Genomic DNA, 19371 nt, shown 5'->3' with positions numbered 1-19371 from the left:
CGGCAGCGCCGACAAGGGCGACCGAGTCGCCCCGATATCGGATGCAGCGCTCTACTCGGCAAGCTTGAAGGTGATGAAGCTGGCGCGCCCCTGACGCAGCACGCGCATGGACACCGAGCGGTTTTTCGGTAACTGCTCGGCAACACGAGCAAATGTGGAAGCGGAGTCGATGGCCTGGTTGTTCAGATGAGTGATCACATCACCGGGCCGCAGACCGATCATCGCCGCCGGGCCATTGAGCACTTCGGTGATCACGACACCACCGGAGAGGTCGAGACTGCGCTTCTGTTCGTCAGTGAGTTCCGACACCTTCACGCCCAACCGGTTGTTGCTCTTTTCCGCACGACTGCTCGCCGTCGCGACCTCCTCACCCTCTTCCGGCAATGCGCCAACGGTGATCGTCAGCGTCTCGCGACTGCCCTCGCGCACGATGCCCAAGCGAGCCTCGGTATCAGGCTTTATAGTGCCGATCAGGTGCGGCAGATCGGCAGACATGTCGATGGCGTTGTCATTGACACTGAGAATCACATCACCCACCCGCAAGCCGCCCTTCGCCGCCGGCCCGCCATCCATGACCTGGGCAACCAGCGCGCCTGTCGGACGCTCGAGCCCGAAGGACTCGGCCAGATCCCGGTTCACTTCCTGGATGACCACGCCCAGCCAGCCTCGGCTGACCTTGCCATCGGTGCGCAGCTGCTCGGAGATATCCATCGCGACATCGATGGGGATGGCGAACGACAATCCCATGAAGCCACCCGAGCGGGTAAATATCTGCGAGTTGATGCCAATGACTTCACCCTGCAGATTGAACAGTGGCCCACCGGAGTTGCCCGGATTGATCGCGACATCGGTCTGGATGAAGGGCACATAGCTTTCATTGGGCAGGTTACGCCCCGTAGCGCTGACGATACCCGCCGTCACCGTATGGTCGAAGCCGAACGGTGAGCCAATGGCCAGAACCCATTCACCCGCCTTGAGCGTGCTGGATTTGCCCAGCTTGACGGTCGGCAGGTTCTCGCCGTCGATCTTGAGCAGCGCCACATCGGTACGGGGGTCGGCGCCCACAAGCGTGGCTTCCAGTTCACTGCGATCCGGCAGACGCACGATGATCTCGTCGGCATCAGCCACCACATGATTGTTGGTCAGCACATAACCATCAGCCGAGATGATGAAACCGGAACCCAGCGACTGTGCTTCACGCCGCTGCCCCCCGCCTGGCAGGCCCGGAATGCTGTGTTCGAAAAATTCGCGAAAGATGGGCGGCAGGCCTTCCAGGTCAGGCAGTTGCGGATGGGCGCGAGCCGGCACTTTCTGCTTGGTGCTGATATTGACTACCGCCGGCGAGGCGCTTTCGACCAGGGGCGTGAAATCAGGCAGCTGAGCCTGTGCCAGCGTCGCCTGCCCCAGAAAAAGCAGCGCAGCGACGAACGCGAAGCAGCTAGTGCGTTGAACCTTCAAGATCATTCCCCCTTGGCGAAAACGAACCGACCGCCGCATCAGCGCCGGCCACGGCCAGCATGACGCGCAGTACAACCGGTTGCAGTGCGCAGTCTCCTGCCGCTCGCCGGCTGCGCGCACGCACGACCAGCCATGAAACCAGGAAACCGCCAAGCCCGGCCAGTATCACGTATGGCTCCGGCGCCGACAGCCCGGAGGCCGCCAGCGCGGAAGCGAACAGTACGATGAGCGGGAAAAGATAAACAAGGACCGCACCGCGCAGCAACACATCTTCGCGGATGCCGATAACGACCGAATCACCCACCTGCAGGCGCTGATCACAGAGGGCGCGGATCAGCCCGCGCCGCTCACGGACGCCCAGCCGGTCCATCAGCCCCTGACCGCAACCATTCCTGGCGGAGCAACCGGAGCAGGTGCTCTTGCGCTGCGTCTCGACCCAGACGGCGCCGGACTCCACGGCAATCACACGCCCAGGCTCTTCTATCATCGCGACGCCTGGTCTGCCCCGGCGCGCATCGACAGCGCGACCCGTTCGGCGGTTCCGAGCGGAACCTCGCCGACAACCGTCACCATCACGTCGCCATCAGCGGTCGTGAGACGTTTCGACACCGCGACAGTAGGCCCCATCTGGTTGCGCGCATCCTCGACGACCGCGCCCCGCAATGGCTCAAGAAACACCGAGAAGCGCGCCAGACCGTCCCCATAGGACAGCCATGTCACGCGCTCGTCCGAAGCGGGGCTGGGACGTACATTGGAGTCGAGCAGCTGAAAGCCTTCCGGCAGCCAGTCGGAGCGCCACTGCGGCGCAACCGCTTCGCCTTCGGCAGCCAGGGAAACGGGCTGGCATGCCGCACCTGCCTCGACATCAGCAGGCTGAACGGCATCGGGTGAAAAATGAACGAACTGGAAGCGTTCAAGCAACTGCCCGCTTTCACTGAGTAGCAACGATTTGAGCGGCAGCGCCGTTTCGCGGTCGAGATGCAATTCGAATCCGTAGCGGTGCTGATCCTTTGGCCGTACGGCAAGCGCCACGGTTGGCCTTCCGGCTACTCGTGACTCACCAAGCAACTGGAAGTCATACCACTGGCCGAGCGCCTTGGGATCGAGCTGCGCTTGCTGCCACGGCTGCACATCCCTGACCTGGGAGGCCAGCTGCTCGCTGGCGCACTGCACCCGACCATCCACCAGCAGAACTTCCGCCGCAGGTCCGTCAAGCTGCAACAGGCGCTCATGACGCCTGTCCTTTTCGATCAATTGCCAGACGGCATGACTGGAAAAGCTGCCGTTGCGTTCATACATGAAGGTGCCATGGTAGCTCTGCTTCTTTTCAGACGTCGCAAAACGCTGCAACCAGGCATCGGCATCAGCAGCAAAGGCCGGCATCGACAGCCAGCCTCCGAGCACCACACAAAGCGGTATTACACGCATGTTGTTCCTTAACGATCTTCCATACTGGCGGCGCGCGCATAGGGCAACGCACTTTCAGACTCGCTACCAAAGGCAGCCTGTTGCGCATGCTGGCGTACATACGCAGGCAGACGCTGTTCATGCCAGCCTTCGGCAGCGGAAGCCTCGGCGTCCATCGCTCCGGCATTGTCACTGCCGCTATAGCCAGCCAATACCGCCGGCCCCTGAGCAGCTTGCGGCACGGCAATGCTCGGCTGGGCAGCCTGTTGCGCCATCTGCGGCCCGGCGACTTCGCTCTGATTGTACAGACGAACACCCGCCAGTACAGCCACGGTCACCGAGGCGGCAACCGCCAGGCGACCCATATTGCGCCAGGCGGACTTCTGCGGCTTGACGACACTGATGGTCGGCTCATCGGCCAGGGCAGCGGATACCGCCGAAGCAATATCCATGCGGGGCTCGATCAACTCCCTGTGCATGGCGGCACGCGCAATCTGATAACGCGACCAGGTTGCACGCATCTCGCTATCGCCATCCGCTGCGAGCACTCGACGTAATTCTAACTCGTCCGCTTCGTTATCCATCACTGCGGACAGCGATTCATGCAGGGCTTCACGACTCATGGCGGTTCCTCTCTTGGCTGTCGCCGCTGTCTCAGGACTCATGCAACAAGGGTTGCAACGATTTATCTATGGCTTCCCGCGCCCGGAATATCCGAGAGCGGACTGTACCCACCGGACACTGCATGACGTTTGCAATGTCCTCATAACTGAGACCATCGAATTCGCGCAGTGTTAGAGCCGTGCGCAAATCTTCCGGAAGCTGCTGTATGGTTCGGTGGACCGTATCTTCGATTTCATCCCTGAGAAGCGCTCGCTCCGGCGACTCGATGTCCTTGAGGGCGTGATCGCCGTCATAGAACTCCGCATCTTCGGAACTGACATCACTGTCCGGTGGCCGTCTCCCTCTGGCCACCAAATGATTCTTCGCCGTATTGATTGCAATACGATACAGCCAGGTATAAAAGGCACTGTCGCCGCGAAAATTCGCCAGCGCCCGATAGGCCTTGATGAAGGCTTCCTGCGCAACATCCTGCGCCTCATGGGAGTCATGCACGAAACGCACGATCAGCCCAAGGATCTTGTGCTGGTATTTCAATACCAGCAAATCGAAAGCCCGCTTGTCTCCTCGCTGTACTCGTTCGACCAGTTGCTGGTCCTGCTCCTGGGTTAGCATAAACACTCCTTCATGACCCGGAAGGGGTGCTGCTCCTGCCAGCGAGCTGACCTGCCAGAATAGACCCGGGCTTTGCGCAAAAGTTCTCCCCCTTCCTAGCAAGCTGTACTGCACACGCCTGACGGCATTGGCAGGCAACGCGGAAAACCTGATCGGTTGACGCTGCCTCCCGGTATTTCACAGCAAAAGCCTTCCGCCCACTTTCTTCGGTGAGCACCCGGCTTGTATCCACAACTATCTATAGAAAGGGCCTGGCATGAAAAGTTCCTGAGCAACCTAAGAAAATGCGCGAGCGCTTTTTTGCCGCCACAGACACTCTATATACTGCCCGCGCCTCCAAAGCGAGATCTCAAATGAGCCAGCATCATCAATACGACGTTCTTGTCATCGGCAGCGGCGCCGCTGGCCTTACGCTGGCACTGAACCTGCCAACGACGCTACGCGTCGCCATACTCAGCAAGGGCGACCTGGCCAACGGATCGACTTACTGGGCCCAGGGTGGTGTCGCTGCCGTGCTGGACACCACCGACACGGTGGAATCCCATGTCGCCGATACCCTCGTCGCCGGCGCCGGCCTTTGCGATGAAGACGCCGTGCGCTTCACCGTCGAACACAGCCGCGAAGCCATCCAGTGGCTGATCGAACAGGGCGTGCCGTTCACCCGCGACGAGGCCGACCGCGAGGACGGCAGTTTCGAATATCACCTGACGCGCGAAGGCGGCCATAGCCATCGCCGCATCATTCATGCGGCTGACGCCACGGGCGCGGCAATCTTCAACACCCTGCTCGCCCGCGCCCAGGACAGAACCAATATCGACCTGCTGCAACAACGCGTCGCGGTCGATCTGATCACCGAGTACAAGCTCGGTCTGCCCGGCAGGCGCTGCCTGGGTGCCTATGTGCTGAACCGCGCCACGGGTGAAGTGGATACCTTCCGGGCCAAGTTCGTCGTGCTGGCAACCGGCGGGGCGGCAAAGGTCTACCTGTATACGAGCAACCCTGACGGCGCCTGTGGCGATGGCATCGCCATGGCCTGGCGCGCCGGCTGCCGGGTCGGCAACCTGGAGTTCAACCAGTTCCACCCGACCTGCCTCTATCACCCCAGGGCCAAGAGCTTCCTGATCACCGAGGCGCTACGAGGCGAAGGTGCCCTGCTCAAGCTACCCAACGGCGAACGCTTCATGCCGCGCTTCGACGAGCGCGCCGAGCTGGCCCCGCGCGACATCGTCGCACGCGCCATCGACCATGAGATGAAGCGGCTCGGTATCGATTGCGTCTACCTGGACATCAGCCACAAGCCATCCACCTTCATCCGTGAACACTTTCCCACCGTCTACGAGCGCTGCCTGGAATTCGGCATCGACATCACCCGTGAACCCATCCCGGTAGTGCCCGCCGCGCACTATACCTGCGGTGGCATTGTCGTCGACCAGGCCGGCAGGACCGACATTCCGGGCCTCTACGCCATCGGCGAAACCAGCTTTACCGGCCTGCACGGGGCCAATCGCATGGCCAGCAATTCGCTGCTGGAGTGTTTCGTCTACGCCCGCTCCGCCGCGCAGGACATGCTCCGCGAGTTGCCGAGCATCGAAGAGCAAGGCGCACTGCCGAGCTGGGACGCGAGCCAGGTAACCGATTCGGATGAAGACGTGATCATCGCGCACAACTGGGACGAACTGCGGCGCTTCATGTGGGATTACGTCGGCATCGTCCGCACCAACAAGCGCCTGATGCGCGCCCAGCACCGGGTACGCATGCTGCAGGGTGAGATCGACGAGTTCTATTCCAACTACAAGGTCAGCCGCGACCTCATCGAACTACGCAACCTGGCTCTTGTAGCCGACCTGATGATTCGCTCGGCGATGCAGCGCAAGGAAAGCCGCGGCCTGCACTACACCCTGGATTACCCCGAGGCGCTGCCCGAAGCCGTCGACACTATTCTGGTGCCGCCCACCTACGTCGACTGAACTTCAGCCGTACCCGCAGGCGTCGATGCTGCTCCGGCGGCATCGCGTCCCGCGCGACGCAGAGGCCACGGGCAAACCACTGCCCCGGCGCCCTGAAACGCAGGATAACCATCGATGGCAGCGCAAGGCTGTCGGGCCGCAACTGCACGGGCTGCCAGCCGCCGCGCCGGTTCCACAGGGACCAGCCCTGCTGATCCTGACGCAGGCCACGCCAGGACGCATCACGCGCAAGCAGAATGCGCGACGGGATCACCCAGCCGGCATGCAGCAGGCACAGCAACAGGCCGGACGTTCGCAGCCACGGCGGGACCGGCAGCACCAGCAGGGTGACAACCGCCAGTGCCAGCACCGTCAGATAAAGCGCCAGCAACAGGCGCGACGCCCGCCAGTGGCACTCGAACGGCTGACTATTTGGGCTGGACACGATCGAGGATCATGCGAACGATGAGGCGCAAGTCCTCGTCATCCGGTTCGGAGCGCTCCATGAACCAGCCGAACATGTCCTGGTCTTCGCAGCTCAACAACTCGCGATAGCGGCGCTGATTCTCTTCATCCAGCTGCGGATAAACCTCCTGGGTGAAAGGCACCAGCAGGACATCCAGTTCAAGCATGCCGCGACGGCTCTGCCAGAACAGACGATTGAGTTCGGATTGTTCGACCATGCCCATGTTCCTCGTTTGAAGCCCGGCATTATAGCCACAGGCGCAGCGCCCGACACGCTCTTGCGCGAAGGTCTGGCTGAGCGCAGTGCCAGCTGGCGCACGCTGTGTTTTCAAGCGGTCCTGCTATGATGCTCGCCTGATTCAGCACGGCGACCGATCATGACCGACACTGCTTTTTTCTGCGTCCTGTCGCACGAAGGCATCCTGGCCGTACGCGGCCCGGATGCCGGCAAATTCCTGCAGGGGCAGCTGACCTGTAACCTCAACTACCTCGACGCCCGACATTCGAGCCTGGGCGCACGTTGCACACCCAAGGGGCGTATGCAGTCGAGCTTCCGCATTGTTCCGGAAGGCGACGGCTACCTGCTGGCGATGGCCAGCGAACTGGTGGAACCGCAGCGTGCCGATCTCGCCCGTTTCGCGGTATTTTCCAAGTCGAAACTGCATGACGAAAGCACGGAGTGGGTGCGCTTCGGCCTGCGCGGGGGCGACGGCGCCCTGGTCAGTCTAGGCCTCGATCTGTCGCAAACAGCCGACGAGGTGACGACCGCGCACAACCTGATCGCCATCCGCCTGCCTGATGGCCGCGCGGAGCTCTGGGCGCCTGCGGCAGAGGCCGAAACCATCCGGCAGCGGCTCGCCGCCCAACTGGCCGAAGCCTCGCTCGATCACTGGCGACTGGCGCAGATTCGCGCCGGTATCGGCCAGGTGTTCGGCGAAACCCGCGAGCTGTTCATCCCGCAGATGATCAATCTGCAAGCACTGGGTGGCGTCAGTTTCAAGAAAGGCTGTTACACCGGTCAGGAAATCGTCGCACGCATGCAGTACCTCGGCAAACTCAAGCGCCGCCTGCATCGTCTGGCCTTTCAGAATAGCGAGGCGTCAATGCCTGCGGCAGGACAGGAACTCTTTTCACCGGTTCATAACTCCAGTGTCGGCGAGGTGGTCATGGCGGCCCGAGCCGACGGAGCACTGGAACTGCTCGCCGTGCTGCAGCAAGACGCGGCCATCGATGGGCGCATATTCCTCGGCTCGGTCGATGGCGAGCCTCTGGACCTGCTCGATCTGCCGTACACCCTGGATGCGGACCGGGAAATCCAGCGCTGACAGGCCGTTCAAAAACGCCTGTCAGCCATCGGCGACCACCTTATATGGAATCAGAAGGAATCACATGAGCACCCTCGCCGACAAAGTCCAGCAGGAACTGATCAAGGCCATCGAAAATGACGAACTGGTCCTGCCGACCCTTCCGGAAGTCGCCTTGCGCGTACGCGAGGCGGCGGAGGATCCCAGCGTCAGCATTCCCACGCTGTCCAGGGTGATCGGCAACGATACCGCGCTCACGGCCCGCATCATCAAAGTGGTAAACAGCCCCCTGCTGCGTACCCATCAGGAAATCAACGACCTGCAGACGGCGATCAGCCGTCTCGGCATCAATTACACGGCCAACCTGGCAACCGGCCTGGCCATGGAACAGATGTTCCAGGCGACTACCGACGCCGTGGATCGCAAGATGCGCGAGGTCTGGAACAAAAGTACCGAGATTGCGGCAATCAGCCATGTGCTGTGTCGCAACTTTACCCGCCTGCCGGCGGACCAGGCGACCCTTGCCGGCCTGGTCCACCAGATCGGCATCCTGCCGATCCTGACCTATGCCGAAGAACACGGCACACTGCTCGGCGATTCCATCAGCCTCAACCACGTGATCGAGCGGATTCACCCGATCATCGGCGAGAAGATCCTGCGCACCTGGGAATTCCCGGACCCGATCGCCGCGGTCCCCGGTCAGTACCTGGACTTTTCACGGGTATCGGACAAGGCCGACTACGTCGATATCGTCCAGGTCGCCACTCTGCAAAGCCATATCGGCAGTACCCACCCCTACACACAGCTCGACTGGAACCGGATTCCGGCATTCGCCAGGCTGGGACTGGAGCCCAGCGCCCTGCTGCAGGAAGACGAAGACCTGTCAGCGGCAATGGACGCCGCCATGAGCATGCTGCAGTAGGAAAGCCACTGGTCTCGCTCGCCCTCGCACCTGGAAGGAACCGCTACCGTGCACCCCAGTCTTAAAAGGGGACGGCATCCTGCCGCTCAGGTGATTGAAGGAGAGCATCGTGAACAGCACAACCAAAGCGTTCCTATCGGGCACTACCGCACTGTTCTTCGGCATGGCTGCAAACCTTGCCCTGGCTGTCGAAGGTGAGAACTTCGTTGACGAAGCCTCTGCCAAAGGCATCGCGGAAATCGAAACCGCCAAGCTGGCGCTGGACAAGAGCAACTCCGAAGACGTCAAGACCTTCGCTCAGAAAATGATCGACGACCATACCCAGGCCAACCAGAAACTCGCTGAACTTGCCGGACAACATGACGACCTGGAGCTTTCCGACGAGGCCACGCTGATGGACAAGGCGAAAGCCATGATCCTCAAGTTCCGCGAGGGCGACAATTTCGACAAAGCCTATGCGAACAACCAGGTCGTGGCCCACGAGCAGACCATCGAGCTGTTTCGTGAGTACGCCCGGAACGGCGAAAACGCCGAGTTGAAGCAGTTCGCCGAATCGACACTGCCGAAACTTGAGCAGCATCTCCAGCACGCCCAGGAACTGGCCTCGAAGCATGGCGCCAATCCGTAATTCCCCTCGGCGGCGTCAAGCCTGACGCCGCCTCATACCTCTACCGGCAACTGCCAGTCGATAGGCTCCAGGCCGTGTTGCCTGAGAAACTGATTGGCACGGCTGAAGTGTCCGTTGCCGATAAAGCCTCGATGCGCCGACAGCGGCGATGGATGAACGGACTTGAGCAGTAGATGCCGAGTCGGGTCGATCAGCTTCGCCTTGCTTTGCGCATGGGCGCCCCAGAGCATGAAGACGACATTCGAGCGCTGCTCGCTGACAAGCTCGATAATCCTGTCGGTCAGTCGCTGCCAGCCCATTTTCGCATGCGATCCGGCCAGCCCCTGCTCCACCGTGAGCGAGGTGTTGAGCATCAGTACGCCCTGATCCGCCCAGTGCTGCAAATAGCCGTGACGGGGAATCTCCAGATTCAGATCGCGCTTGAGTTCCTTGTAGATGTTCTGCAGCGACGGCGGTGGTGCGACGCCCGGCTGGACCGAAAAACACAGGCCATGGGCCTGGCCGGGACCGTGATAGGGGTCCTGACCGAGAATGACCACCCGCACCTGCTCCAGCGGCGTGGAATCCAGCGCGTTGAAGATCAGCGGGCCGGGGGGATATATGACCTTGCCGGCGGCCTTTTCCCGACGAAGAAAGTCGCCCAGTTCGCGCATGTACGGCTGTGCAAACTCATCTTTCAAGGCCGCTTTCCAACTCGCTTCGAGCTTGACGGGATGATCCTGACTCATAGTCGCTCCTGCAGCAGTGACGATACAAAATGTCGAGTTTCAAAGTGAGCCGGCCGGCAGAGAGCTTGATCCAGCGCACTACCGCTCACCAGCAGGCTTCGATAATGTTGCCCACCGCACGCCTGTGAGTTCTACGACCATTGAAAGGGTGACGGAGTGGCGCAGGCCGCTGTACAACAGCGTCTCTGCCGACAAAAAAACAAAAAAGGATCCTGCGATGAAACGGATTACCCTCTTGGCTCTGGGGCTGGGTTTCTGTCTTGCTGCCCAAGCTGCGGACCCGATCACACTTGGCCTGAATTATCCCCGCACTGGCAGCTATAAAGAAGAAGGACTGTCGCAAATGCGCGGCGCCTTGCTTGCCATCGACGAAATCAATGCACGTGGCGGCGTACTCGGTCGTCCCCTGCAGCTCATCAGCCGCAACACGGCTTCTCGCCCGGAAAAGGCGGTGGTCAACGTCGACAGGATGGCCGATGAAGGCGTAGCCATGCTCTTCGGCGGTGTCTCCAGCGCTGTGGCAATCGCCGCCAGCAAGCGCGCCAAGGAACGAGGCCTGCTCTACTTTGGCACCATTACCTATTCCAACGACACCACCGGCAAGGACGGCCACAGGTACATGTTCCGCGAATGCAACAACGCCTGGATGAGTGCGCGGGTGCTGGGGCAATACCTGAACGAAACCATGCCGAACAAGCGTTATTTCTACCTCACCGCCGATTACACCTGGGGCCATACCAGCGAAAGCTCGCTGCGTCAGGCAACCGGGACCACCGATCAGTCCCAGCATCCGGGCACCAAGACCCCCTTCCCCGGCGCGCGCCTTTCCGATTTCCGCAAGGCATTGCAGCAGGCCGAGCAGAGCGGCGCCGACGTGCTGGCGCTGGTGCTCTACGGCGAAGACATGGTGCGCGCGATGCGCATCGCCGACGAACTGGGCCTGAACAAGAAAATGCAGATTGCGGTACCCAACCTGAGCATGACCATGGTCGAGTCCGCTGGCCCCGATATCATGCGCGGCGTACTGGGTACCGAACCCTGGACCTGGCGCGTCCCGGAGATTGAAGGGTCCGAGCATGGCAAGGCCTTCGTGAAGAACTTCGGTGAGCGCTATCAGTCCCACCCCTCCAGCTCTGCAGCCATCGCCTACACCATCGTTTACCAATGGGCCGATGCAGTCACCCGCGCCAGGAGCCTCGACAGCGAAAAGCTGATCGCGGCTCTCGAAGGCCATCGCTACACGCTGCTCAAGGATGAACAGTACTGGCGCCCCTTCGATCACCAGAGCGTACAGACAGTCTATGCTGTGAGAGTGAAACAGCGCGAAGAGGTATTGAAGGACAAATACAGGCAAGACTACTTTGAAATCGTCCACCGCCTGTCCGGCGAAGAGGCGGCGCCGACCCTGGCCGAATGGCAGGAAGAACGGCGCTCAGCCAACCAGCCGCTGCAACTGCAATAACAGGCACAGCGGGAATGGCAGAACCCGCCATTCCCGCTTCCGCCATCAAGGGAACTGCAACCCCGACGCCTCGACGGACTCTGAGTCCTGACCACCCTGCGAGGATTCCCGCCCATGAGCAACGCACTCGAACCCTACAAGCCCGGCATCTTCGACCTGACCCACAAGCTGACCGTCGAAAAGCACGGCCATACCGCACTGATCACCATCAACCATCCACCGGCCAATACCTGGGACCGGGAGTCGCTGATCGGCCTCAAGCTGGTGATCGAACACCTCAACCACGACGACGATATATATGCGCTGGTGATCTGCGGCCAGGGCGAAAAGTTCTTCAGCGCCGGCGCCGACCTGAAACTCTTCGCCGATGGCGACCGGCTGCGCGCGCGGGAAATGGCACGTCGCTTCGGCGAAGCCTTCGAGGCCCTGCGCGATTTTCGTGGCGTTTCCATCGCCGCCATCAACGGCTTCGCCCTGGGCGGCGGGCTGGAGTGCGCGCTGGCCTGTGACATCCGCATTGCCGAGCGCCAGGCCCAGCTGGGCTTGCCGGAAGCCTCGGTGGGCCTGCTGCCCTGCGCCGGCGGCACCCAGGCGCTGGCCTGGCTGGTAGGCGAAGGCTGGGCCAAGCGCATGATTCTCTGCGGTGAGCGTCTCGACAGCGAAACCGCATTGCGCATCGGCCTGATCGAGCAGATCGTCGAGCCCGGAGAGTCCCGCGGACACGCGCTGTTGCTGGCCTCACGAGTCGCACGACAAAGCCCGGTGGCAGTCCGCGCCATCAAACCCCTGATCGACAGCGTGCGCAGTCGCGGCCCCAATACCCTCGCAGCCGCCGAGCGGGAAGCCTTCCTCGGCCTGTTCGAAGCCCAGGACACCCTTGAGGGCGTCAACGCCTTCCTGGAGAAACGTGAACCACACTGGCGAAACCGCTGAATCAGCCGGCCTCAGTTGCGCCGGTAACCTCGCTGATTGAAGTCGCGCCGCTGCGGTGGTCGGTAATCAAGCCCCTGCCGCGGGCCGTGGTCTCGACGATAGCCCTCTGTCCGCCGCTCATGCTGCCAGCGCGACGGATGATCCATGCGGGGCTGACGCCCCTTGTTCCAGCGCTGTGGGCGATCGACACCGCGATGCCGCTCGTAATACTGCGGCGGCAACTGCCCCTGAAAGCGCGGCGGCAGATTCTGCTGATACTGGCGATGCTGCGGGTAAGGACTGCGTGGGTCGTACCGATACGGACCACTGCCGATGCGATAGCTGTTGCCGTCCGGCTGATAGACCCAGACGCGTCCCGGCGCATCGGCCTGCACCGGCAACGCCAGGCTCAGGCCCAGCAGCAGTAAAAGGGCTCTGACATTCATCGGGAACCTCCGCAAACGAAGCCGCGACAATCGTCCACGGCACTTTCAATCAGACCACAGCCTGAGCACATACGAGCAGCCAACAGACAGCCGGCGCAGCCTGCGACAGCCAGTCGCGACTTGTATGGCCGCGACCGCTTGCCGATAATGGCGGCCTTTTAGCCTCGGGCTCATACAGAGCACCACAGGAACCCGCATGACCGAACTCGCCCTGATCATGGTTAGCGCCATCCTGGTCAACAATTTCGTGCTGGTACAGTTTCTCGGCCTGTGCCCGTTCATGGGCGTCTCGAAAAAGATCGAAACCGCCATCGGCCTCTCCCTGGCCACCACCTTCGTGCTGACATTGGCGGCGATGTGCAGCTATCTGGTACAGCAATATGTACTCAAGCCGCTGGATCTGGAATTCCTGCGCACCATCAGTTTCATCCTGGTGATCGCCGTGGTGGTGCAGTTCACCGAAATGGTGGTGAACAAGACCAGTCCGCTGCTTTATCGCGTGCTGGGCATCTTCCTGCCGCTGATCACCACCAACTGCATCGTGCTGGGCGTGGCCCTGCTCAATGCCAACAAGTCCGAATTCACCTTCATCACCGCGACCGCCAACGGCTTTGCCGCCGGCCTGGGCTTTTCCCTGGTGCTGGTGCTGTTCGCCGCCATGCGTGAACGCATCGCCATTGCGGACGTTCCCCGCTCGTTCCAGGGCGCGGCCATCGGCATGGTCACCGCCGGCCTGATGTCGCTGGCATTCATGGGCTTCACCGGGTTGATCAAGCTATGAGCCTGGTTCTGATTGCCGTACTCGCGCTGCTGGCGCTGTGCCTGGTGTGCGGCGCGATCCTGGGATTCGCGGCAGTGCGCTTCCGGGTCGAGGGCGACCCGATCGCCGAGCAGATCAACGCCCTGCTGCCGCAGACCCAGTGCGGCCAGTGCGGCTATCCAGGCTGCAAGCCCTACGCCGAGGCCATCGCCGGCGGCGACAAGATCAACAAGTGCCCACCGGGTGGCGAGTCCACCATCCAGGCACTGGCCGACCTGCTGGATGTCGAGCCGGAGCCGCTGGATGCCGTGGAAGGCGAAGTGCCGCCGCGCGTCGCCTACATTCGCGAAGCCGAGTGCATCGGCTGCACCAAGTGCATCCAGGCCTGCCCGGTGGATGCCATCGTCGGCGCGGCCAAGCAGATGCACACGGTGATCGTTTCCGAATGCACCGGCTGCGACCTCTGTGTCGAGCCCTGCCCGGTGGACTGCATCGACATGATCGAACTGGGCAGTAACCTGCAGAGCTGGAAATGGGACCAGCCGCTGGCGCCGGGCCAGCTGATCGCCAGTGACCGGGAGCAGGCCGCATGACCTCGTTGAACGTCTGGAACATCCACGGCGGCATCCATCCGCCGGAGCGCAAGGAGCTGTCCAACCGCACGCCGGTCCGGCAGATGCCGCTGCCCGCGCGGCTGATCGTGCCGCTTGCCCAGCACCTGGGCGCGCCCGCCGAACCCTGCGTCACCCTCGGCGAGCCGGTGCTCAAGGGCCAACTGATCGCCGAGGCCAGCGGCTTCGTCAGCGCGCCGCTGCATGCGCCCACCTCGGGCACCGTCAGTTTCATCGGCCCACAGCCCTACCCGCACGTCTCGGGCATGACCGCGACGGCCATCGTCATCGACAGCGACGGTCGGGACCAGTGGATCGAACTGCAGCCACGCACCGATTACCGCCAGCTGCCGCCTGCCGATCTGCTGGAAATCATCCGTCAGGCCGGTATCAACGGCCTCGGCGGCGCCGGCTTCCCCACCGCAGTGAAACTCACCGCGCCGCTCACGCAGGCGATTCACACGCTGATCATCAACGGCACCGAGTGCGAACCCTACATCACCGCCGATGACCTGCTGATGCGCGAGAAGGCCACCGAACTGGTCGCCGGTATCGAGATCCTCGAACACCTGATCCAGCCGCAGCGGGTGCTGATCGGCATCGAGGACAACAAGCCCGAAGCCATCGAAGCCGTGCGCGCCGCGCTGGGCGACAGGCCCTATGTGCTCAAGGTCTTCCCCACCAAATACCCCTCCGGTGGCGAAAAGCAGCTGATCCAGATCCTCACCGGCGAGGAGGTCCCCAGCGGCGGCCTGCCCGCCGATATCGGCATGCTCTGCCAGAACGTCGGCACCTGCGTCGCCATTCATGATGCCGTGCTTCTGGGCAAGCCGCTGATCTCGCGCATCACCACCCTGACCGGTGAAGCCCTGGCCGAGCCGATGAACGTCGAGGCGCTGATCGGCACACCGGTGGCCGAGCTGCTGGCCTTCGCCGGGCTCGACAGCGGCAAGCTCAACCGCCTGATCATGGGCGGACCGATGATGGGCTTCACCCTGCCGTCGCTGGACGTGCCGCTGATCAAGACCACCAACTGCCTGCTGGCCAGCACCCTCGCCGAGCTGCCGCCACCACCGCCGGCGTTGCCCTGCATCCGTTGCGGCGAGTGCGCCGAAGCCTGTCCGGCCAGCCTGCTGCCGCAGCAATTGTATTTCTTCGCCCTGGGCCAGGAACACGAGCAGCTCAAGGCCTACAACCTGTTCGACTGCATCGAATGCGGCGCCTGCGCCTACGTCTGCCCTTCGAGCATTCCGCTGGTGCAGTACTACCGCGCCGCCAAGGGCGAGATCCGCGCCCTGGAGCACAAGCAGCAGAAGGCCGAGCACTCCAGACAGCGCTTCGAACTGCGCCAGGAACGCCTGCGCCGCGCCGAAGAGCAGAAGGAAGCCGACCGCAAGGCCCGTGCCGAACGCGCCGCGCGCGCCAAGGAAGCACAGGCGCAAGCCGCCAGCCAGGATGACCCGGTCGCCCGCGTCCAGGCGCAAAAGGCCGGCCTGTCCGAGGAACAGAAGAAGCTCAAGATCGAAGCCAGCATGGCCCAGGTCGCCCTGAAGAAAGCCGAGAAACAGCTCGCCACCCATGCCACGCCCGAGCTGGAGGCACAGGTCGCCGAACTGCGTGTCGCTGCCAGCCAGGCGCAGCAAGCCCTGGACGAAGCCAACGCTGCCGCACCAGCCGAAGCCGCACCGGCCCCGGCCAGTGACGAGGCTGCGAAGAAGGCCAAAATCGAAGCCGCCATGCTGCGTGCACAGGTCCGCAAGCTGGAAAAACTGGAGAGTCGAGACGAGCAGCAGCAGGCCGAACTGACCCATTTGCAGGCGCAATTGACCATAGCCGAGCAGGCACTGGCTGAGGCACAGCAAAACGCACCCATTGCTCCGAGCAAGCCGGCCAACGACGAAGCCGCCAAGCAAGCCAAGATCGAAGCCGCGATGCTCCGCGCCCAGCTACGCAAGCTGGAAAAGCTCGAAACCCGCGATGAGGAACAACAGACCGAGCTGACCCGCCTGCAAGCGCAACTTGCCGAAGCGGAACAGGCACTGGCCGGCGTACAGCAAAGCGCTCCCATTGCCAAGAAACCGGTCACCGACGAGGCCCTGAAGAAAGCCAAGATCGAACTGGCGATGAAACGCGCCGAACTGAAGAAAGCCGAAAAGGCCGGTGCCGACGAAGCCGAGCTCGGCAAACTGCGCGACGGTCTGGCCAGTGCCGAACAGGCCCTGCACGCGGCGGAAGAAAACTCCGCCAAGCCCGCTCCAGAGCTGGTTCGTACCGAAAAGCGTCCGATAGACGAGCAGGCCCGCGCCCTGAAGACCGAAGTCGCCTTCGCTCGCGCCGACCTGCGCAAGCTGGAACGCGCTACCGACAACGACACTACCGCGATCGAGGCCGCCCGCCAGCGCCTGAGCGAAGCCGAGCGCAAGCTGCAGGAACACACCGACTCATAAATAGCGGCGTCACAGGCGCAACTATCCGGGCGCGACAATCCCCGTGAAGACCGCGCCCCGCACCACATTCGACCGGAGAGCCAATGGCCCTGCCACGCATCACCTCACCGCACGCCACCGGCAGCAACCGCACCCAGCGGATCATGCTGCTGGTGCTGGCTGCAACCTTGCCAGGCGTCGTCGCCCTCACCTGGCTTTACGGCGCCGGCACGCTGATCAACCTGTGCTGGGCCAGCGCCGTCGCACTGGGCTTCGAAGCCCTGATGCTCAAGGTGCGGCAGCGCCCGGTGCAGTTCTTCCTGCGTGACGGCAGTGCGCTGGTCACCGCCGTGCTGTTGGCGCTGGCCCTGCCGCCCTATTCGCCCTGGTGGCTGACGCTGATCGCTACCGGCAGCGCCATCGTCTTCGGCAAGCAGCTCTACGGCGGGCTGGGCCAGAACCCCTTCAACCCGGCGATGATTGGTTACGTCGTGGTGCTGATCTCCTTCCCGGTGGAGATGACTTCATGGCCGGTGCCTCACGGCGTTGGCCTGAGCGCCGGTCTGCAGCATATCCTCGGCATCGCCTCGCTGCCCGATGGCTGGAGCCAGGCCACCGCACTGGACGCGATGAAACTGAACAAGAGTCTGACCGTGGACGAGCTCTGGGCCAATCCGGCATTCGGGCACTTCGGCGGCATCGGCTCGGAGGTGGCCAACCTGGCATTCCTCGCTGGCGGCCTGTTCCTGCTGCACAAACGGCTGTTCAGCTGGCATGCGCCAGTGGGCATGCTCGCGGCACTGGCGCTGATGAGCCTGGTGTTCTGGAACGGCTCGGGCTCCGATAGCAACGGCTCACCGCTGTTCCACCTGCTCAGCGGCGCCACCATGCTCGGCGCGTTCTTTATCGTGACCGATCCGGTCAGCAGCGCCACCAGCACCCTGGGGCGGCTGATCTTCGGCGCCGGCGTCGGTATCCTCGTCTACGTCATTCGCGCCTGGGGCGGCTACCCCGACGGCGTGGCATTCGCCGTGCTGCTGATGAACCTGGCAGCACCGACCATCGACTACTACACCCGTCCGCGCACCTACGGCCACCGCAAGGCCGAGCGTGGCTTCAAGCTGGGCGAATGACATGATCCTTCCCGAACTCAGCCGCTCGATGTTCAGAAACGCCCTGGTGCTGGGGTTGTTCGCAGTCGTCACCGTGGGCGCGGTGACGCTGCTGCAGCAGTTCACCGCCGAGCGCATTCAGGCCGCCGAGCGTGCGGCGCAACTGCGCGCCCTGAACGAAATCCTGCCCCATGGCAGCTACGACAACCAGCTGCTCGACAGCAGCGTCGACGTGCACCATCCCCTGCTCGGCACCCGACAGCCCGTTCCCGCCTATATCGCCCGCAGCAACGGCGAGCCCAGCGCGGTGATCCTCCAGGCCATTGCGCCGGATGGCTACAGTGGCGCGATCCATCTGCTGGTTGGCGTGCTCGCCGATGGCCGCATCGCCGGTGTGCGTGTGGTCCGCCACCGCGAAACCCCCGGCCTGGGCGACAAGATCGAGCTGGCCAAGGACCGCTGGATCCTGGGTTTCGATGACAGGTCCCTGGACAACCCACAAACCAGCGGCTGGGCCGTGAAGAAGGATCGCGGCGACTTCGACCAGTTCGCCGGCGCGACCATCACCCCTCGCGCCGTAGTCGGCGCCGTGCACCGCGCCCTGCAGTATTTCGATGCGCACAAGGACGAACTGCTCGGCGCCAGCACCCACCCGGTTGACCCCGAGCAGGCGTTACCGGAGCTGGACGAGCCCGACACAGCCACCCGCCATTCCCGCGCCGGCAGCGCTGCAACCCGTGACGACATGCAGATCACTGATCCGCAATCCGAGCAGACAGGTGACACGCCATGAGCACACCCAGCTATCGCGAACTGAGCCTCAACGGCCTCTGGAAGAACAATCCGGCGCTGGTACAGCTGCTGGGCCTCTGCCCGCTGCTCGGGGTCAGCAACTCCGCGGTCAACGCCCTCGGCCTTGGCCTGGCCACCGCGCTGGTACTGGTCTGCTCGAACCTCAGCGTTTCGCTGGTGCGCGGCGTGGTCAACACGGCGGTGCGCCTGCCGGCCTTCGTGATGATCATCGCGGCGCTGACCACCTGCATCGAGCTGCTGATGCAGGCCTACACCTACGAGCTCTACCAGATCCTCGGCATCTTCATTCCGCTGATCACCACCAACTGCGTGATCCTCGGTCGTGCCGACGGCTTCGCCGCCAAGCACAATCCGCTGATCGCCAGCTTCGACGGCCTGGTCATGGGGCTGGGCTTCGCGCTGGTGCTGCTGGTGCTCGGCGGTCTGCGCGAGCTGTTCGGTACCGGCGCGTTGTTCGCCAACATGCAGCTGCTGTTCGGCCCCATCGCCGCCGACTGGCAGATCACCGTCTTCAGCGACTACAAGGGCTTCCTGCTGGCAATCCTGCCGCCCGGCGCCTTTATCGTCCTCGGCCTGCTGATCGCGCTGAAGAACCGCATCGACCTGCAATTGGCCGAGCGCGCCAGGGCGCAGCAGCCCGAAGCTGCGGTACAAAGCCGCCGGGTTCGGGTGACCGGGGTGATTGAATGAAAGCCACAAGCTACAAGCGGCAAGTAGAAGCGGCAGCGACCCTGA

General features: G+C 62.8%; 21 protein-coding genes. 12 read left to right on the top strand and 9 right to left on the bottom strand.

Annotated elements, in window-relative coordinates; all coding sequences use genetic code 11:
- Positions 1-51: 51 nt before the first annotated feature.
- The 5 genes from ACYCFC_RS00620 to rpoE are packed head-to-tail and all read right to left on the bottom strand — an operon-like array spanning position 52 to position 4101.
- Positions 52-1458, bottom strand: a complete 1407-nt coding sequence (locus tag ACYCFC_RS00620) for a DegQ family serine endoprotease (protein ID WP_459652844.1) — start codon at positions 1456-1458, stop codon at positions 52-54.
- Positions 1439-1945: a SoxR reducing system RseC family protein gene (locus ACYCFC_RS00615; protein WP_181084838.1), complete on the bottom strand. Its 507-nt coding sequence runs from the start codon at positions 1943-1945 to the stop codon at positions 1439-1441. The genes ACYCFC_RS00620 and ACYCFC_RS00615 overlap by 20 nt, the downstream gene beginning before the upstream one ends.
- A complete protein-coding gene (locus ACYCFC_RS00610; protein WP_459652843.1) occupies positions 1942-2886 on the bottom strand; it encodes a MucB/RseB C-terminal domain-containing protein in 945 nt (314 codons plus the stop codon). Before ACYCFC_RS00610 ends, ACYCFC_RS00615 begins: the two co-directional genes overlap by 4 nt.
- An 8-nt stretch (positions 2887-2894) precedes the next feature.
- Positions 2895-3488, bottom strand: a complete 594-nt coding sequence (locus ACYCFC_RS00605) for a sigma-E factor negative regulatory protein (RefSeq protein WP_181084841.1) — start codon at positions 3486-3488, stop codon at positions 2895-2897.
- Between the two features lie 31 nt (positions 3489-3519).
- Positions 3520-4101 carry an RNA polymerase sigma factor RpoE gene (gene rpoE / locus ACYCFC_RS00600; RefSeq protein WP_014851841.1) on the bottom strand — a complete coding sequence of 194 codons (582 nt, stop codon included), beginning with the start codon at positions 4099-4101 and terminating at the stop codon, positions 3520-3522.
- A 353-nt stretch (positions 4102-4454) separates the two neighbouring features.
- Between rpoE and nadB the strand changes: the two genes are divergently transcribed.
- Positions 4455-6068: an L-aspartate oxidase gene (gene nadB, locus ACYCFC_RS00595; RefSeq protein WP_181084843.1), complete on the top strand. Its 1614-nt coding sequence runs from the start codon at positions 4455-4457 to the stop codon at positions 6066-6068.
- Here the strand turns inward: nadB and ACYCFC_RS00590 are convergent.
- Both ACYCFC_RS00590 and ACYCFC_RS00585 read right to left on the bottom strand, forming a co-directional pair.
- Positions 6037-6492: a protein YgfX gene (locus tag ACYCFC_RS00590; RefSeq protein WP_459652842.1), complete on the bottom strand. Its 456-nt coding sequence runs from the start codon at positions 6490-6492 to the stop codon at positions 6037-6039. The two genes, nadB and ACYCFC_RS00590, sit on opposite strands and share 32 nt — an antisense overlap.
- Complete coding sequence (locus ACYCFC_RS00585) at positions 6476-6730, bottom strand: FAD assembly factor SdhE (protein ID WP_459652841.1); 255 nt, start codon at positions 6728-6730, stop codon at positions 6476-6478. Before ACYCFC_RS00585 ends, ACYCFC_RS00590 begins: the two co-directional genes overlap by 17 nt.
- A gap of 159 nt (positions 6731-6889) precedes the next feature.
- Here ACYCFC_RS00585 and ygfZ point away from each other — a divergent pair, with 159 nt between their 5' ends.
- The 3 genes from ygfZ to ACYCFC_RS00570 all read left to right on the top strand — a co-directional run bounded on the left by ygfZ (position 6890) and on the right by ACYCFC_RS00570 (position 9366).
- The gene (gene ygfZ, locus ACYCFC_RS00580; protein WP_459652840.1) at positions 6890-7837 is read left to right on the top strand and encodes a CAF17-like 4Fe-4S cluster assembly/insertion protein YgfZ; all 948 of its coding nucleotides are present in this window, start codon (positions 6890-6892) and stop codon (positions 7835-7837) included.
- A 64-nt stretch (positions 7838-7901) separates the two neighbouring features.
- Positions 7902-8738, top strand: coding sequence for an HDOD domain-containing protein (locus ACYCFC_RS00575; protein WP_459652839.1), 837 nt, complete (start codon positions 7902-7904; stop codon positions 8736-8738).
- 109 nt (positions 8739-8847) lie between these two features.
- The gene (locus ACYCFC_RS00570; RefSeq protein WP_336509719.1) at positions 8848-9366 is read left to right on the top strand and encodes a DUF4142 domain-containing protein; all 519 of its coding nucleotides are present in this window, start codon (positions 8848-8850) and stop codon (positions 9364-9366) included.
- Between the two features lie 32 nt (positions 9367-9398).
- Here ACYCFC_RS00570 and ung read toward each other — a convergent pair whose 3' ends face one another.
- Positions 9399-10094: a uracil-DNA glycosylase gene (gene ung, locus ACYCFC_RS00565; protein ID WP_181084853.1), complete on the bottom strand. Its 696-nt coding sequence runs from the start codon at positions 10092-10094 to the stop codon at positions 9399-9401.
- Between the two features lie 217 nt (positions 10095-10311).
- Between ung and ACYCFC_RS00560 the strand changes: the two genes are divergently transcribed.
- Both ACYCFC_RS00560 and ACYCFC_RS00555 read left to right on the top strand, forming a co-directional pair.
- Entirely contained in the window at positions 10312-11556 is a 1245-nt protein-coding gene (locus tag ACYCFC_RS00560) for a substrate-binding protein (RefSeq protein ID WP_459652838.1), read from the top strand.
- 114 nt (positions 11557-11670) lie between these two features.
- Positions 11671-12489, top strand: coding sequence for an enoyl-CoA hydratase (locus ACYCFC_RS00555; RefSeq protein WP_181084857.1), 819 nt, complete (start codon positions 11671-11673; stop codon positions 12487-12489).
- 11 nt (positions 12490-12500) lie between these two features.
- Here ACYCFC_RS00555 and ACYCFC_RS00550 read toward each other — a convergent pair whose 3' ends face one another.
- Positions 12501-12914 (bottom strand): hypothetical protein, encoded by a 414-nt coding sequence (locus ACYCFC_RS00550; protein ID WP_181084859.1) that lies wholly within the window; start codon positions 12912-12914, stop codon positions 12501-12503.
- Between the two features lie 196 nt (positions 12915-13110).
- Here ACYCFC_RS00550 and rsxA point away from each other — a divergent pair, with 196 nt between their 5' ends.
- The 6 genes from rsxA (at position 13111) to ACYCFC_RS00520 (ending at position 19326) form a co-directional block, all read left to right on the top strand.
- On the top strand, positions 13111-13695 hold the full coding sequence (gene rsxA, locus ACYCFC_RS00545) for an electron transport complex subunit RsxA (RefSeq protein ID WP_014851830.1): 585 nt from the start codon (positions 13111-13113) through the stop codon (positions 13693-13695).
- On the top strand, positions 13692-14267 hold the full coding sequence (rsxB, locus tag ACYCFC_RS00540; protein WP_181084861.1) for an electron transport complex subunit RsxB: 576 nt from the start codon (positions 13692-13694) through the stop codon (positions 14265-14267). The genes rsxA and rsxB overlap by 4 nt, the downstream gene beginning before the upstream one ends.
- The gene (rsxC, locus tag ACYCFC_RS00535) at positions 14264-16732 is read left to right on the top strand and encodes an electron transport complex subunit RsxC (protein WP_459652837.1); all 2469 of its coding nucleotides are present in this window, start codon (positions 14264-14266) and stop codon (positions 16730-16732) included. Before rsxB ends, rsxC begins: the two co-directional genes overlap by 4 nt.
- A gap of 83 nt (positions 16733-16815) precedes the next feature.
- Complete coding sequence (locus ACYCFC_RS00530; RefSeq protein WP_459652836.1) at positions 16816-17844, top strand: RnfABCDGE type electron transport complex subunit D; 1029 nt, start codon at positions 16816-16818, stop codon at positions 17842-17844.
- Between the two features lies 1 nt (position 17845).
- Entirely contained in the window at positions 17846-18616 is a 771-nt protein-coding gene (gene rsxG / locus ACYCFC_RS00525) for an electron transport complex subunit RsxG (RefSeq protein ID WP_459652835.1), read from the top strand.
- Positions 18613-19326 carry an electron transport complex subunit E gene (locus tag ACYCFC_RS00520; RefSeq protein WP_181084869.1) on the top strand — a complete coding sequence of 238 codons (714 nt, stop codon included), beginning with the start codon at positions 18613-18615 and terminating at the stop codon, positions 19324-19326. Before rsxG ends, ACYCFC_RS00520 begins: the two co-directional genes overlap by 4 nt.
- The last annotated feature ends 45 nt before the right edge of the window (positions 19327-19371 follow it).

Source organism: Stutzerimonas sp. NM35, assembly GCF_054604355.1.
This window is presented reverse-complemented; position numbering and strand designations above follow the sequence as displayed.